Source organism: Pseudomonas sp. 57B-090624, assembly GCF_003234055.1.
Classification (GTDB): Bacteria; Pseudomonadota; Gammaproteobacteria; order Pseudomonadales; family Pseudomonadaceae; genus Metapseudomonas; species Metapseudomonas tohonis.
The window spans coordinates 1-13922 of sequence record NZ_QKRU01000041.1 but is presented as its reverse complement, the minus strand read 5'-3'; the positions used below and the strand labels follow the sequence as shown (position 1 = coordinate 13922).

At 68.5% G+C, this 13922-nt stretch carries 13 protein-coding genes and 1 riboswitch; of the genes, 3 read left to right on the top strand and 10 right to left on the bottom strand.

Annotated elements, in window-relative coordinates:
- Positions 1–80: 80 nt before the first annotated feature.
- From DMX10_RS19340 to ahcY, 6 genes are all read right to left on the bottom strand, one after another.
- Entirely contained in the window at positions 81–1958 is a 1878-nt protein-coding gene (locus DMX10_RS19340) for a DEAD/DEAH box helicase (RefSeq protein ID WP_111262578.1), read from the bottom strand.
- A gap of 167 nt (positions 1959–2125) precedes the next feature.
- Positions 2126–2905: an ABC transporter substrate-binding protein gene (locus tag DMX10_RS19335; RefSeq protein ID WP_111262577.1), complete on the bottom strand. Its 780-nt coding sequence runs from the start codon at positions 2903–2905 to the stop codon at positions 2126–2128.
- A 60-nt stretch (positions 2906–2965) separates the two neighbouring features.
- Positions 2966–3679: a DUF3142 domain-containing protein gene (locus DMX10_RS19330; RefSeq protein ID WP_371921709.1), complete on the bottom strand. Its 714-nt coding sequence runs from the start codon at positions 3677–3679 to the stop codon at positions 2966–2968.
- Between the two features lie 10 nt (positions 3680–3689).
- The gene (locus tag DMX10_RS19325; RefSeq protein WP_111262575.1) at positions 3690–5915 is read right to left on the bottom strand and encodes a hypothetical protein; all 2226 of its coding nucleotides are present in this window, start codon (positions 5913–5915) and stop codon (positions 3690–3692) included.
- Positions 5916–5967: 52 nt separating this feature from the next.
- Positions 5968–6813, bottom strand: a complete 846-nt coding sequence (gene metF / locus DMX10_RS19320) for a methylenetetrahydrofolate reductase [NAD(P)H] (protein WP_111262574.1) — start codon at positions 6811–6813, stop codon at positions 5968–5970.
- Positions 6814–6905: 92 nt separating this feature from the next.
- Entirely contained in the window at positions 6906–8315 is a 1410-nt protein-coding gene (gene ahcY / locus DMX10_RS19315) for an adenosylhomocysteinase (RefSeq protein WP_111262573.1), read from the bottom strand.
- Between the two features lie 21 nt (positions 8316–8336).
- Positions 8337–8430: riboswitch (S-adenosyl-L-homocysteine riboswitch) on the bottom strand.
- A gap of 178 nt (positions 8431–8608) precedes the next feature.
- Between ahcY and DMX10_RS19310 the strand changes: the two genes are divergently transcribed.
- Positions 8609–8998 carry an acyl-CoA thioesterase gene (locus tag DMX10_RS19310; protein ID WP_111262572.1) on the top strand — a complete coding sequence of 130 codons (390 nt, stop codon included), beginning with the start codon at positions 8609–8611 and terminating at the stop codon, positions 8996–8998.
- 3 nt (positions 8999–9001) lie between these two features.
- Here the strand turns inward: DMX10_RS19310 and DMX10_RS33460 are convergent, their stop codons facing one another.
- On the bottom strand, positions 9002–9910 hold the full coding sequence (locus DMX10_RS33460) for a YgcG family protein (RefSeq protein ID WP_111262571.1): 909 nt from the start codon (positions 9908–9910) through the stop codon (positions 9002–9004).
- Between the two features lie 2 nt (positions 9911–9912).
- The gene (locus tag DMX10_RS19300; RefSeq protein WP_111262570.1) at positions 9913–10512 is read right to left on the bottom strand and encodes a LemA family protein; all 600 of its coding nucleotides are present in this window, start codon (positions 10510–10512) and stop codon (positions 9913–9915) included.
- Between the two features lie 164 nt (positions 10513–10676).
- On the opposite strand from DMX10_RS19300, the gene DMX10_RS19295 reads away from it, so the two are divergent.
- Positions 10677–11063, top strand: coding sequence for an MAPEG family protein (locus tag DMX10_RS19295; protein ID WP_111262569.1), 387 nt, complete (start codon positions 10677–10679; stop codon positions 11061–11063).
- 16 nt (positions 11064–11079) lie between these two features.
- On the opposite strand, the gene DMX10_RS19290 is transcribed toward DMX10_RS19295, so the two are convergent.
- Positions 11080–11466 carry a DUF1090 domain-containing protein gene (locus DMX10_RS19290; protein WP_111262568.1) on the bottom strand — a complete coding sequence of 129 codons (387 nt, stop codon included), beginning with the start codon at positions 11464–11466 and terminating at the stop codon, positions 11080–11082.
- 173 nt (positions 11467–11639) lie between these two features.
- Between DMX10_RS19290 and DMX10_RS19285 the strand changes: the two genes are divergently transcribed.
- On the top strand, positions 11640–12089 hold the full coding sequence (locus DMX10_RS19285) for a cytochrome c (protein WP_111262567.1): 450 nt from the start codon (positions 11640–11642) through the stop codon (positions 12087–12089).
- Here DMX10_RS19285 and ligB read toward each other — a convergent pair.
- Positions 12083–13786 carry an NAD-dependent DNA ligase LigB gene (ligB, locus tag DMX10_RS19280; RefSeq protein WP_111262566.1) on the bottom strand — a complete coding sequence of 568 codons (1704 nt, stop codon included), beginning with the start codon at positions 13784–13786 and terminating at the stop codon, positions 12083–12085. The genes DMX10_RS19285 and ligB overlap by 7 nt on opposite strands.
- Between the last annotated feature and the right edge of the window lie 136 nt (positions 13787–13922).

The window sequence follows — 13922 nt, the reverse complement described above, 5'->3', positions numbered from 1 at the left end:
AGCCCGGGCCACGATACGGCGCTCCGAGCCACAAATGAAAACGCCGGCCCAGGGGCCGGCGTTTTCCATGGCGTTGCAGCTCAGCGGTTGCGGGTCAGCAGCGCCGGCTTCTCGCCACGGGGGCGGTTGCTGCTGGAGAGTTGGTCCAGCTGTTCCGCAGTGGGGAAGCGATCACCCTTGGATTCCTTGTGGATGATCTTCGGCTGCGGCTTGCGCGGCTCCTGGACGGCGGGTTCTTCACGGGTGCGGGAGCTGCGTTGCTCGTCGCGACGACCCTGGCCACCACCGGTACCACGGCCTTGGCCCTGGCCATTGCGGCGCTGGCCGTTGCCGGCGCCCTGGCCGGAACCACCGCCGCCGCTGCGGGCCTTGCCCTGGCCTGCGCCCTGGCTGCGCGCACCGGCGCCCTGGCCCTGGCTTCTGCCCGGGGTCTGGCCTTGAACCTGGCCCTGCCCTTGGCCGCCACGGCGGTTGCGGCTCTGGGTCTTGTCCGGGTAGGGGCTGACGTAGTCGGCGCGGTTGCCGAAGTTGTCCACGTCGTCGTCGAGGAACTCTTCCGGGTCGCGATCACGCGTGGGCTGTGGCGGGCGTGCCGGACGCGCCTGCTGTGGCTGGCTGTTGTTGCCGGCGGCCGGTTGGGCGTTCTCGCCTTCCTTGCCTTTGCCCTTGCCACGGCGGTTGCGGCTCTTGCGCGGCTTGCCTTCGCCGTCGGCAGCGGGCGGGGTGGCCCCTTCGCGCTTCGGACGGTCGGCACGCGGCTGGCGCGCCGGTTGCGGCGGGCGCACGTCGGGGCGTTCGGCTTCCACGGTGGAGGCGTCGAAGCCCTGCATGTCGCCATCGGGAATGCGCTGCTTGGTCAGGCGCTCGATGCCCTTGAGCAGCTTCTCTTCGTCGGGGGCGACCAGGGAGATGGCTTCGCCGCTACGGCCTGCACGACCGGTGCGGCCGATGCGGTGAACGTAGTCTTCCTCGACGTTGGGCAGCTCGTAGTTGACCACGTGGGGCAACTGGTCGATGTCCAGGCCGCGGGCGGCGATGTCGGTGGCCACCAGGATGCGCACGTTGTTGGCCTTGAAGTCGGCCAGGGCCTTGGTGCGCGCGTTCTGGCTCTTGTTGCCGTGGATCGCGGCAGCCGGCAGGCCATGCTTGTCGAGGTACTCGGCCAGGCGGTTGGCACCGTGCTTGGTACGGGTGAACACCAGCACCTGTTCCCAGGCACCGACGGTGACCAGGTGGGCCAGCAACGCGCGCTTGTGGTTGGCCGGGAGGCGGAACACCCGCTGCTCGATGCGCTCGACCGTGGTGTTCGGCGGCGTCACTTCGATGCGCTCGGGGTTGTGCAGGAGCTTGCCGGCGAGGTCGGTGATGTCCTTGGAGAAGGTCGCCGAGAACAGCAGGTTCTGGCGCTTGGCCGGGAGGCGCGCGAGGACCTTCTTCACATCGTGGATGAAGCCCATGTCGAGCATGCGGTCGGCTTCGTCCAGCACGAGGATTTCCACGTGGGAGAGGTCGATGCTGCCCTGGCCCACGAGGTCCAGCAGGCGCCCGGGGCAGGCGACGAGAACGTCGACGCCCTTGGCTACGGCCTGGACCTGCGGGTTCATGCCGACACCGCCGAAGATGCAGGCGCTGGCCAGCGGCAGGTCGCGTGCATAGACCTTGAAGCTGTCGTGCACCTGGGCGGCGAGTTCGCGCGTCGGGGTCAGGACCAGTACGCGGGCCTGGCGCGGGCCATGGCGGTGCGACTTGTCCGGGTGGCCGTTGGGGAAGAGGCGCTCGAGAACCGGAAGGGCGAAGCCGCCGGTCTTGCCAGTGCCAGTCTGTGCCGCAACCATCAGGTCGCGACCTTGCAACACGGCGGGGATGGCCCGCTGTTGCACCGGAGTGGGCTGGTTGTAGCCGGCTGCTTCCACAGCACCGACTAAAGCCTCGGAGAGACCGAGGGAGGCAAAGGACATGGGAGATCCTGTCTAGTTAGGGCTTGGCCCGGGGGAGTGTCTGCCTGGCTAGAAAATCGCAGCGGGGAGGCGCGATTCCCGTCCGGTCCTGCTGGCCTGGGGGGCCAACATCCGGGCGTATGCCTGGCGGGAGCCGGGAGTATAACAGAGCATTTCCGGCGTGCAGCCTATCGACTGCTCAACGGCGTTCGCGCCGCGACGGCCCGACCGGGTGCGAGGTAGCGGGCCTGCAGCGCGGCGTAGCCCGGCTCCTGCTTGAAACGGCGCAATTCCTCGGCGAAGCGCCGGGCCAGTTCCTGCAGTTCCGGTGCCTGGCGGAAGGCGATGTAGAGGGCGTCCTCACCCACGGGCAGGGGATGGTGGGCGATCTGCCGCGACAGCCCCAGCCGTTCGGCGAGGTAGAGCCCGGCGCGGCGGTCGTTGACCACCAGGTCGACGCGGTCGCGCACCAGTTTGCCGAAGTTGGCCTCATGGCTGGGCGCGGGCTCGCGGATGAACAGCGGCGAGGTGCGGAAGGCCGTATCGCCATACCAGTAGCCGGGTGAGACCCCGACCTTCAGGCCCTGGAGATCCTCCAGGCCGGTGAAGGGGTAGGGCCGCGAGCGGTCGTAGAAGAGCACGAACTCGGTATGCGACAGCGGCTCTTCGGCGAAATGCATGCGCGTGCGGCGTTCGGCGGTCATGAAGATGTCCAGGATCGCGTCGGCCTGGCCGTTCTCCATCTCGGTAAGGCAGCGCTTCCAGGGCATGAACTGCCACTGCACCTGCACGCCCAGGCGGCGGAATACCTCCTCGGCGGCGCCGTGGTCCAGGCCACGTGCCTGGCCGTCCTCCTCGAACACATAGGGCGCCCAGGGATCCGTGACGATGCGCAGCGGCCCCGCCTGGGCAAGGGGGCCGAGGCAGGCGATCAGCAGCAGGGCGAGGAGGCGACGGAATGCTGGCATAAGGCCAGAATACGCGGCGCCCTCCAGGCTGGGAAGTGAGCGTAGCGGCTCCTCGATGGCTCAGCGATTGAGCAGGAACACCACGTAGCCGCGGAACCAGGGGCTGTCTTCCAGGTGGTCCGGGGCCTCCCATTCGCCGCCCTGGACCAGGCCGATGCGGAAGGGCAGCTGCAGCCTGGCGACGCGGGGCAGGTAGCGGGCGTTGTCGGGGATGCTGTGGCGGCCCTGGTAGGTCTGCACCACCACCTCGTCGAGCACCTTGCCCAGGCGGTTGAGCACCGCCGGGTCGCCGTTGCTGCCCCAGTCGAGCAGCCCGGTGATGCCGAGGCGGTACTGGCGGGGCAGGCGCTGGCGCAGCTGCTCGAGGAAATCGGCGTAGCCGTCCAGGTGCAGGGTGCGGGCGTCGAAGTCGATCTGCACGCCGACCACCGGGTTGCCCGCACGGCGCCAGCGTTCGAGCTGGGCGAGGAGGGTGGCGTAGACGGGCTCGGTCCAGCGCAGGGTATGGGCGCGGTACACCACCCAGACCTGGCCCCGCGACAGGCGCGGCACCGCCATGCCCTGGGCGATGAAGCGCGCCTGCGGGTCGCCACTCTGGCGCGGCCCGTCGATCTGGCCCTGGAGGATGTAGAGCGTGCGCGCCTCGGCCAGTACCGCCTGGGAACGCACGCCGCTCCAGACCCAGAAGGCGTCGTAGTCGGCGGCATCCACCCGCTCCCCGGCGAAGCCGGGAAGGCTCGCCAGGGCCAGCAGCAGGGCCAGCGCCCTGGCGATCACGCGTCGCTTACCAGTAGTACTTGAGCTTCTGCGCCCAGGGGTTGCCCGGGTAGTTCTTCTTCAGGTCCTGGAACCACTGCTTGCGCTGGGACTTGGCGATGTCCTGGCCGTCGCAGGTGTTGTAGCCGGCGGGGGCGAAGCAGTTCACCGCGCGAAATAGCGCATAGGCCATTTCGTCGGCGCTGGCGTGGGGGTCGTCGATGGTCCGCTGGTAGCCGGCAAGGCGCGACCAGGGCGAGCCGGGGAAGTCGGTGGTCGAGCCGCCCAGCTCGTCTTTCGGCGGCTGGTCGTTGAGGCTGAAACCGTCCAGGCCGTTGGTGCGGATGAAATCGCCCAGGCAGTTGAGTGCCAGGCCGTCGCCGTCGTTCTCCTGCAGCCGCTCGGCGACCTTGGCCAGCGATGGACAGGCGTACTCGCCGGCACCGGACTGGCCGGCCCAGGCGAAGCGGCCGAGGGCCCAGGTGGCACCTTCCTCTACCTTGGGCGCCGGGCTCGGCAGCAGGGCGAGGTCTTGCTGGAAGTGGGCGTAGTCGCCGAACACCAGCTCCTTGTAGAGCAGGGTGAACAGGGCGGTGTCACGCTCGGTGGCAGGCGCGGCGCCGTCCTTGGCCTGCTGGCGCAGCAGGTCGGCGGAGGCGAGGTTGCGCAGGACGATCTCGCGGATCGGCGCGGTGCGGATCGGTGAGTCGGCGGCGAAGATCTCGGCCACCTTGCCATTGCGCGAGAGGTTCAGTGCCAGGGCCAGTTCGAGCTGGCCACGCTGCAGCGCGGAAGGCTGGCGGGACAGCAGCTGCAGCCAGAGCTCGCGTGCCGCGTCGGGTTTGCCGGTCGCTTCCAGTGCCAGGCCGCGCAGGGTTTCCTGGCTGAACACCAGCAGGCTCATGGGCGCCTGGGTGTCGCCGGCGGGCAGGGCCGCCAGGGCCTTGGCGGCATCGCCGCCGCGGTAGAAGTGCCAGGCGGCGACGAGGTAGTCGTGCAGGCCGGGTTGGCTGGCGAAGCGCTGCTTCTGCGCCTGCAACTGCTCCAGGCTGATGCTCGGGCTGAGCTCGCTGCCGGGCTTGCGCAGGCGGATCAGGTCCATCACCGCGAGCAGGGTCGGGTCCTGCACGTCCTCGGGCTTGAGCGCCGGCAGCAGCTTGACGTCGAGCTCCTCGATCAGCGCGCGGCCGCTCATGTTGCGCTGGGCGCTGTCCTCGTCCTGGGCGAACTGCCAGGCGTACTCGGCGGCGAACTTGCGCGGGTCGTCCAGCAGCCAGTAGACCTTGCGCAGCAGGCCGCGCGCGGAGGCGTGGTAGAGCCCTTCGGGGTAGGCCTGCAGGTAGACCCTGAGGCCGGACTCGGCGCTGGCCATGGCGTTGCGGTCGATCCTGGCCAGGTCGGGGATGCCGTACTCGTCGAAGGCGTCCTGCTGGGCCTGGTTCAGCGCGACGCGCGCCTGCATGTACAGGGCGGTTTCCCTGAGCCAGGGCTGCTCGCTGCTGGCGAGGCTGGTGAACTGCTGGCGGGCGCCGGCGAAGTCGCCCCGGTAGAACGCGTCGGCACCGGCCAGGTAGGTGGCGAAGGCCTGGGCGACGGGGGAGGTGAGCAGGGTCGCGGCGGGCAGCACCTCGTCGGGTTGCGGGTCGCCCTCGCCGCAGACGGTGAGCAGGTTGACGCGGCTGTCGGCCAGCGCCTTGCGCTCGCCGGCCGAAAGTGCCTCGGTGCCGGCCAGTTGGTCGACGAAGGCATGGGCGCTGTCGAAGTCGTTGCTGCGGCAGCGATTGCCTTCGCCTTCGGCGAAGTAGTGCTCGGCCAGGTCGGTATCACCCAGTTCGACCCCCAACTGCTCGAGCGCCAGGGACAGGTTTTCCTTGCGCGGGTCTTCCTGTTCGGTCTCGGTGCTCTCGGTGTCGTTCTCCTGGCCTTCGCTGGCCTTTTCACGCTCGGCCGCCTCGGCCACGGCCGGGTCGAGCATTTCCAGGGTGAAGGGCACCTGGGCGTAGCCATCCTCGTAGCCGCTGGTGGACTTCAGCGTCTCCGGCAGGCGCAGGCGGCCGGCGTCGGCCAGCAGCAGTTGCAGGTTGGCGCGGCTGTCGTTGCCGGGGCTGAGGAAGGGCAGGTTGCTGCACCCCTGCAACTGGTCGCCGGCGATGGCCCAGGTAGGGCTGCAGACGAAGTCGAAGCTGGCGAAGGCGCCGGGGCTGGCGCAGCCGATCAGGAGGGCGAGCGGGGCAAGGCGGAGGGTGGTCTTCATGGTCTCTTCCTTGAGTGAAGGAGCCGGCGCATCCTGCCGCCGGCCCTTCGCCTCAACGTGGCAGTTTGAGGTTGTTCCAGATGGCCAGGCTGGGTTCGGCCTGGTTCAGGGTGTAGAAGTGCAGCCCTGGTGCGCCACCCTGGAGCAGGCGCTCGCACATCTCGCTGACCACCTGTTCGCCGAAGGCCTGGATGCTCTCCAGGTCGTCGCCGTAGGCTTCCAGCTGCTTGCGGACCCAGCGCGGGATCTCGGCGCCGCAGGCATCGGAGAAGCGGGCCAGCTTGCTGTAGTTGGTGATGGGCATGATGCCCGGGACGATCGGCAGGTCCACGCCCAGCTTGCGTACGCGGTCGACGAAGTAGAAGTAGCAGTCGGCGCTGAAGAAGTACTGGGTGATGGCGCTGTCGGCACCGGCTTTAGCCTTGCGGGCGAAGTTGGCCAGGTCGTCTTCGAAGTTGCGTGCCTGGGGGTGCACTTCCGGGTAGGCGGCGACTTCGATGTGGAAATGGTCGCCCGTTTCGGCGCGGATGAACTCGACCAGTTCGTTGGCGTGGCGCAGCTCGCCGCTGGCCATGCCCATGCCCGAGGGCAGGTCGCCACGCAGCGCGACGATGCGCTTGATGCCGGCGGCCTTGTACTGCTCAAGCAGGCTGCGCAGGTCGGCCTTGCTGTCGCCGACGCAGGAGAGGTGCGGCGCGGTCGGCACCTTCACGTCGCCATCGAGCTGCAGCACGGTGTTGAGGGTACGGTCGCGGGTCGAGCCACCGGCACCGTAGGTGCAGGAGAAGAAGTCCGGCTTGTAGGAGGCCAGCTGACGCGCAGTGTTCAGCAGTTTTTCATGCCCGGCTTCGGTCTTGGTGGGGAAGAACTCGAAGCTGTAGCGGCGTTCTTGAGACATGGAGAGTTCCAAGCTTGAAGCCGTAAGCTCGAAGCCGGAAGTGGGAGCACCTGCGTGCTTGGCTTCCAGCTTCCAGCTTCTGGCTTTATTGGTTAGTAGCGATAGCTGTCCGGCTTGAACGGGCCGGAGGCGTCGACGCCGATGTAGTCGGCCTGCTGCTTGGTCAGCTGGGTGACGACGCCACCGAAGCCCTTGACCATTTCCAGCGCCACTTCCTCGTCCAGTTTCTTCGGCAGGACTTCCACGGTCAGGCGCTCGGCTTTCTTCTCGGCGGAGAGGTCGGCGAACTTCTGCTCGAACAGGAAGATCTGCGCCAGCACCTGGTTGGCGAAGGAGCCGTCCATGATGCGGCTCGGGTGGCCGGTGGCGTTGCCCAGGTTCACCAGGCGGCCTTCGGCCAGCAGGATCAGGTAGTCGTCGTTGGCCGGGTCGAAGGAACCGGCGCCGGTGCGGTGGACCTTGTGCACCTGCGGCTTGACCTCTTCCCAGGCCCAGTTCTTGCGCATGAAGGCGGTGTCGATCTCGTTGTCGAAGTGACCGATGTTGCACACCACGGCACGCTTCTTCAGCGCCTTGAGCATGCCGGCGTCGCAGACGTTGACGTTGCCGGTGGTGGTGACGATCAGGTCGATCTTGCCCAGCAGGGCTGCGTCGACGCTGGCTTCGGTGCCGTCATTGATGCCGTCCTTGTAGGGGGAGACCAGCTCGAAGCCGTCCATGCAGGCCTGCATGGCGCAGATCGGGTCGATTTCGGAAACCTTGACGATCATGCCTTCCTGGCGCAGGGACTGGGCGGAGCCCTTGCCCACGTCGCCGTAGCCGATCACCAGGGCCTGCTTGCCCGACAGCAGGTGGTCGGTGCCGCGCTTGATGGCGTCGTTCAGGCTGTGGCGGCAGCCGTACTTGTTGTCGTTCTTGCTCTTGGTCACGGCGTCGTTGACGTTGATCGCCGGGACTTTCAGGGTGCCGGCCTTGAGCATGTCGAGCAGGCGGTGCACACCGGTGGTGGTCTCTTCGGTGACGCCGTGGATGCGCTCGAGCATCTGCGGGTACTTCTTGTGCAGGATCTCGGTCAGGTCACCGCCGTCGTCCAGCACCATGTTGGCGTCCCAGGGCTGGCCGTCCTTGAGGATGGTCTGCTCGATGCACCACTCGTACTCCTGCTCGGTCTCGCCCTTCCAGGCGAACACCGGGATGCCGGCGGCGGCGATGGCGGCAGCGGCCTGGTCCTGGGTGGAGAAGATGTTGCAGGACGACCAGCGCACTTCGGCGCCCAGGGCGGTCAGCGTCTCGATCAGCACGCCGGTCTGGATGGTCATGTGGATGCAGCCGAGGATCTTCGCGCCCTTGAGCGGTTGGCTGGCCGCGTACTTGCGACGCAGGCCCATCAGGGCGGGCATTTCGGACTCGGCGATGATCAGCTCGCGACGGCCCCAGGCGGCCAGGGAAATGTCGGCGACCTTGTAGTCGTTGAAATCGGCAGGCGTGATGACAGCGCTCATGCGTACTCTCCATTCGTTGTGTGCGAATGGGCGCCGTTGATGCGTTTGGATAACGCCCCATCCGAGCCTGACAGACCCCTTGGAGAACAGGCCTGCTGCAGCGCCCCTCGGACAGGTGGCGGGCGCGGCCGATGGCCGCGTGAAGCCGGGGGATTATAGCTGCGCGAGGCGATCTGCCCAAGGTTTTCCGTCGTCCGGCGAACGAACTATCAGGGCGATCGATTTCGTTGCCGGGACAGCGCGTCGGGCCTCTGCCATGATCCCCGGCGTCATCGACGCAAGGAGAAGGACGCATGAATTTCCATACGCGCAAATGGGTCAAGCCCGAGGACCTCAACCCCAACGGCACCCTCTTCGGCGGCAGCCTGCTGAAGTGGATCGACGAGGAGGCGGCGATCTACGCCATCATCCAGCTCGGCAGCCAGCGCGTGGTGACCAAGATGATGTCGGAGATCAACTTCCTCAGCTCGGCCCGCCAGAGCGACATCATCGAACTGGGCATCACCGCCACCGAGTTCGGCCGCACCTCCATGACCATGCGATGCGAGGTGCGCAACAAGATCACCCGCAAGAGCATCCTCACCATCGACCGCATGGTCTTCGTCAACCTGGGCGAGGACGGCAAGCCCGCCCCCCACGGCAAGACGGAAATCACCTACATCCGCGACCAGTTCAAGGATTGACGGCTACCAGCGGCCGGAGGCACCGCCACCGCCGCTGGAACCACCGCCACCACTGAAGCCGCCGCCGGAGCTGCCGGACGAGCTGCCCGAGCTGCTGTCCGACGAGCTGCCGGAGGAGCCCGAGCCGCTGCCGAACTGCCAGGTCGACAGCGGCGCGATGATGAAGATGAACGCGAACAGGCCGATGAAGCCCGCCGTGAGGGTGAAGAACAGCAGCAGGTCGGTGGGCGTTAGGGTGACCAGGCAATACGCCAGGGTCGCCACCGTCACCAGGCCGACGCAGGCGAAGTAGCGCTGCCCGCTGTGCTGCCGCGCCCAGGGCCTGGGAATGCGTTTGACCAGGGCCGGTGCGATGAAAAACTGGGCGAAGAACAGAATCAGGCTGAACAGGTTGATGCTGTCCGCCTGGCGGTTGCCGCCAACCGGTTCCGGCAGCGCCTCGCCGCGCACCAGGGCCGATAGGGCATCGGTGCCAGCCTGGATGCCGCCAAAGAAATCGCCCTCGCGGAAGGCCGGGGTGATGCGCTCGCGGATGATGCGCGAGGCCAGCACGTCGGACACCGCGCCCTCCAGCCCGTAACCCACCTCGATGCGCAGCGCGCGGTCGTCCTTGGCCACCAGCAGCAGGATGCCGTCGTCCACGCCCTTGCGCCCCAGCTTCCACTGCTCGAACACGCGGATGGCATAGGCCTCGATGCTTTCCTCGCCGGTGCTGGGGATGATCAGCACCGCGAGCTGGGCACCTTTCTCCTTCTCCAGGGCAGCGAGCTGGTGTTCGAGGGCGGCACTCTGGCCGGCGTCCAGGGTGGCGGTGAGGTCGGTGACCCGCTGCGTGAGGGCCGGCACCGGCTGCGCGGCGCCGGCGCCGAGGCTGACCAGCACCAGCAGCAGGCTGAACAGTGAGGCGCGCATGGTCAGCCCTCGCGATGCGGCGTGGCGAAGTCGACCTTGGGTGCGACCGAGACCTCCGCCTCGTTGGCGACGCTGAAGTTGGCCTTGGGCTCGTAGCCGAACGCCATCGCGGTCAGGTTGCCGGGGAACTGGCGCACCAGCACGTTGTAGGCCTGCACGGCCTTGACGTAGCGCGAGCGCGCCACGGTGATGCGGTTCTCGGTGCCCTCCAGCTGCGCCAGCAGGTCCTGGAACAGCCCGTCGGCCTTCAGCTGCGGGTAGTTCTCGCTCACCGCGAGCAGGCGCGAGAGCGCGGAGCTGAGTTGGCCCTGGGCGTTCTGGAAGTTCTTCACCGCCTGCTCATCCGTGAGCTGGCCGGCTTCGAGGTGGACGCTGCCGACCCGCGCGCGGGCCTCGCTGACCTGGGCGAGCACGGCCTGTTCGTGGGTCGCGTAGCCCTGCACGGTGCTGACCAGGTTGGGGATCAGGTCGGCGCGGCGCTGGTACTGGTTGAGCACTTCGGCCCAGTCGGCCTTGACCTGCTCGTCGGCGCTCTGCATGGCGTTGTAGCCACAGCCGCTGAGCAGCAGCAGGGACATCAGGAGGATGGCGAATCGAGGCATGGGGGGGTTCTCGTCCGTGAAAAACACGCATTAGTACAGGCGATGCGCCCTGCGGACAATCGTGGCCATTGGCCGATGTGCCGATCGCCACGTTTTCCGCAGCCATGGACGCCGACCGTCGGAATCACCAGGCTCTACGCTCACCCTTCGTTCCTGGAGTCCACATGACCATCGCCTACTGGTGCGTGCTGATCGCGCTGTTCCTGCCCTACCTGTCCACCGCCGCGGCGAAGTTCACCGGAGGCGATTTCGGCCCTCGGCAGAACCATGATCCGCGTACCTTCCTCGCCGGGCTCGAAGGCTGGCGCAAGCGTGCCCACAACGCCCAGCTCAATGCCTTCGAGGTCACCCCGGCGTTCGCCATCGCCGTCGTCATCGGTCATCTCGCCGGGGGCGCCGAGCAGGGAACGCTGGATGCCCTGGCCATCGCCTTCGTGGCCAGCCGCATCGCCTACTTCATCTGCTACCTGGCCGACTGGGCGGCGTTGCGCTCGCTGGTCTGGTTCGCCGGCATGGGGCTGATCGCCAGCTTCTTCTTCGTCGCCGCCTGATCGGTCGCGCCGGGGCTCAGCGTTGCAGCTGCGCCTCGGCGGCGTTCAATTCGCGACGAGCCTCGGCCAGCTTGGCCTCGCGCTTGGCGATCTTGCCGGCATCGCCCTTGGCCCGGGCTTCGCGGAGCTCGGCCTCGCGCTCGCGCACCTCGGCGCGGCGCTTCTCGACGGCGGCTTCGCGGTCCCGGCGCAGGCCGTCATCGGTGCAGTAGGTCCGGACGCGCGCCAGGGCCCTCTGCAGGCCGGCCACCTGGGCCTCGTTGCCATGGGCGCGCGCCTGTTCGATGCGGGCTTCGAGGGCCTGGCGCTTCGCCGCGCAGCCGGTGAGCGGCGCCTCGGCCGCGTGGGCGATGCCCGCCAGGGCCAGGCCGGCGGTTAGCAGGAATGCAGTGGAATGGCGCATGGATCTACCTCGCTTGGATGGTGTCGGTTGCCTGCATTGTGACCGCGGATGCGCCGTCCCACATGGCTGATCGGGCTTTCCATGATCTGCGACAAACTGTCGCCACCCTTGGTATTTGCCGGGCATCTATCGATACTGTGCGCCCCGCCCGTCGCAGTACCCCGTGATCCGCCATGAAAAGAACGACCGCCCTGACCCTGCTTTGCGCCTGCCTGACTCTCGCCGCCTGCGGTGGCGTCGACCCCAACTCGCCGCTGGGCAAGCGCCAGGCGATCTTCAAGCAGATGCTGCACACCAGCGAGGACCTCGGCGGCATGCTGCGTGGCCGCGTCGAGTTCAACGAGCAGAAGTTCGCCGAGAACGCGGTGAAGCTCGACCAGCTGTCCCATGAGCCCTGGCAGCACTTCCCCAAGGTGCGTGACGAAGGCGACAGCGACGCCCGTGACGACGTCTGGCAGCGGCAGGAGCGCTTCCAGAGCCTGGCCCGCGAACTGGAGGCCGCTACCGGCCAGCTGGCTGCCGCCACGACGAAGCGCCCCCTGGCCCCGGACGCCATGGCACCGCTGGTGCAGAAGGCCGAGGACGCCTGCGAGGCCTGTCACAAGGAATTCCGCGCCTACTGAGGCGCGCCCGCGAAGCCGTCCACCTGCGCTTCGGCCAGGCGCTCGCGCAGCGCCTGCACCTCGGGGTGTTCGAAGAACGCCCGCAATTGACGCGCCCGCTCGGCCCCCAGCCCCGGGGTCGCTCGCCAGTCCGCTTCGCTGCGTGCGGCCAGGACCTCCCAGCCGTCTTCCAGGTCGGCCTTGCCGCTGGGCGGCAGGCCGAGGGCCTTGAGCCAGCGGGCGAAGGGCTGGCGCCTGGCTTCGGCTGTCGCCTCCCTGAAGCGCCGGGCATTGCGTTGGGCGAAGCCCGGTAGCCTGGCCAACTCTTCTTCTTCCAGCTCCAGCCAGTCCAGCAGGCCGTCCATCCTGCCGGCCGCCAGCAGTCGCTCCCAGGTGCCGGGGCCGACGCCGCGCATCGCCAGGCCACCGCTCCCGGACAGCCACTCCAGGCGTGCACGGAACTGCGCCTCGCAGCCGGGCGTCGGGTGCCAGCAGCTCAGGGCGTGCAGGGCGGCCGGGTCCGGCACCTCCAGCTCCACGCGCTCGCCTGCTCGCAGCACCACCGACTCCAGGCGCGGGATGGTCAGACCGGCCAGGGCGACGGCGACCTGGTCGCCGGGGCGGATGTCCAGTTCGCGCCAGTGCTCCAGGGAACCCAGGCTGACCCGCTGGATGCGCCGGTCCTCCAGGGTCACGGGCGAGAGCAGCAGGCGCGGGGTGATGCGCCCGGTGCGACCGACGAGGAATTCCACCCGCCGCACCTCGGCCAGGGCCTGGGCGAAGGGATACTTCCAGGCGATGGCCCAGTGCGGCGGCCGTGCTTCCCAGTTGCGCGCGGCGGGCACCACGCCCTGGCGGACCACCACGCCGTCGCTGGCGAAAGGCAGGCCGCTGCGGTACCAGTGCTCGCGACAGTGCGCCACCTGGTCGGCGCTTCGCACCGGCAGGGTATGGCGCTGGGTGTCGGCGAAGCCCAGGCGGGTCAGTCCGTCCAGGCGTTGCAGCATGCCGCCGGGGCCGCCCGGCCAGTCCCAGACGAACAGGCCGATGCCGCGTGCCTCCTCATCCCCCAGGCGTTGCCGGGCCATCAGCCCGGCGACCCTGCCCCGGGCGCCGCGTCCTCCGGCCTGCGCCTGCACGTGCCCGGGCAGCGACCAGTAGAGCTCGCCCTGCAGCACCAGGTCCCCCGGTTCGGCGAGGCGCTCGGGGATGGCCGGGATGCGCCGGGCGTTGGCCGTCCAGTCTTCGCCGCGCTCGCCATCGCCGCGGCTGATGGCTTGCTGCAGGCGGCCGCCACGGTAGACCAGGGTCACCGCCACGCCGTCCACCTTGGGCTGCACCCAGAGGTCGTCGCGGCCGCGCATCCAGGTGCGCAGCGCCTTGGCGTCCTCCAGCTTGTCGAGGCCGGTCTGGGCGACGGGGTGCGGGTGCTTGCCGCCCACCGTCGACAGGGGCTGCGTTTCCTGCGCCTCGGCCTGGGGGAAGCACTGGCGCAGTTCGGCGAAGCGCGAGCGCACCTGGTCGTAGATCTCGTCGGGGACCGGCGAGAGGCGGTCGCGGTGGTAGCTGTGCTCCCAGCCCGACAGCCGTTCATGCAGGGCGTGCAGCTCGCGCTTGGCGTGGGCATCGCTCCAGGGTGGGCACGCGCCGGCGGCGAGGGCGAGGCCGGGCAGGCAAAGGGCCAGGGCGAGCAGGTGGGTAGACAGGGGGTTGGGCATGCGGGCCTCCATGCGAACGATCCGGGCTCCGTGCCCGGGGGACGCAGGAATACACCTTGTGCGGGGTCATCGCTGGCGCGAACCGCGGGGCCCAGGGCGGGAGCTTGGCAGGTGGGAGGGCGGTGCAGCGCCAGGG

Bases quoted from the DNA above. Each gene is read 5' to 3' on its own strand.
- DMX10_RS19310 (WP_111262572.1), top strand. From the start codon at position 8,609: ATGAATTTCCATACGCGCAAATGGGTCAAGCCCGAGGACCTCAACCCC.
- DMX10_RS19285 (WP_111262567.1), top strand. From the start codon at position 11,640: ATGAAAAGAACGACCGCCCTGACCCTGCTTTGCGCCTGCCTGACTCTC.
- DMX10_RS19300 (WP_111262570.1), bottom strand. From the start codon at position 10,512: ATGCCTCGATTCGCCATCCTCCTGATGTCCCTGCTGCTGCTCAGCGGC.
- DMX10_RS19295 (WP_111262569.1), top strand. From the start codon at position 10,677: ATGACCATCGCCTACTGGTGCGTGCTGATCGCGCTGTTCCTGCCCTAC.
- DMX10_RS19325 (WP_111262575.1), bottom strand. From the start codon at position 5,915: ATGAAGACCACCCTCCGCCTTGCCCCGCTCGCCCTCCTGATCGGCTGC.
- DMX10_RS19335 (WP_111262577.1), bottom strand. From the start codon at position 2,905: ATGCCAGCATTCCGTCGCCTCCTCGCCCTGCTGCTGATCGCCTGCCTC.
- DMX10_RS19340 (WP_111262578.1), bottom strand. From the start codon at position 1,958: ATGTCCTTTGCCTCCCTCGGTCTCTCCGAGGCTTTAGTCGGTGCTGTG.
- ahcY (WP_111262573.1), bottom strand. From the start codon at position 8,315: ATGAGCGCTGTCATCACGCCTGCCGATTTCAACGACTACAAGGTCGCC.
- ligB (WP_111262566.1), bottom strand. From the start codon at position 13,786: ATGCCCAACCCCCTGTCTACCCACCTGCTCGCCCTGGCCCTTTGCCTG.
- metF (WP_111262574.1), bottom strand. From the start codon at position 6,813: ATGTCTCAAGAACGCCGCTACAGCTTCGAGTTCTTCCCCACCAAGACC.
- DMX10_RS19290 (WP_111262568.1), bottom strand. From the start codon at position 11,466: ATGCGCCATTCCACTGCATTCCTGCTAACCGCCGGCCTGGCCCTGGCG.
- DMX10_RS33460 (WP_111262571.1), bottom strand. From the start codon at position 9,910: ATGCGCGCCTCACTGTTCAGCCTGCTGCTGGTGCTGGTCAGCCTCGGC.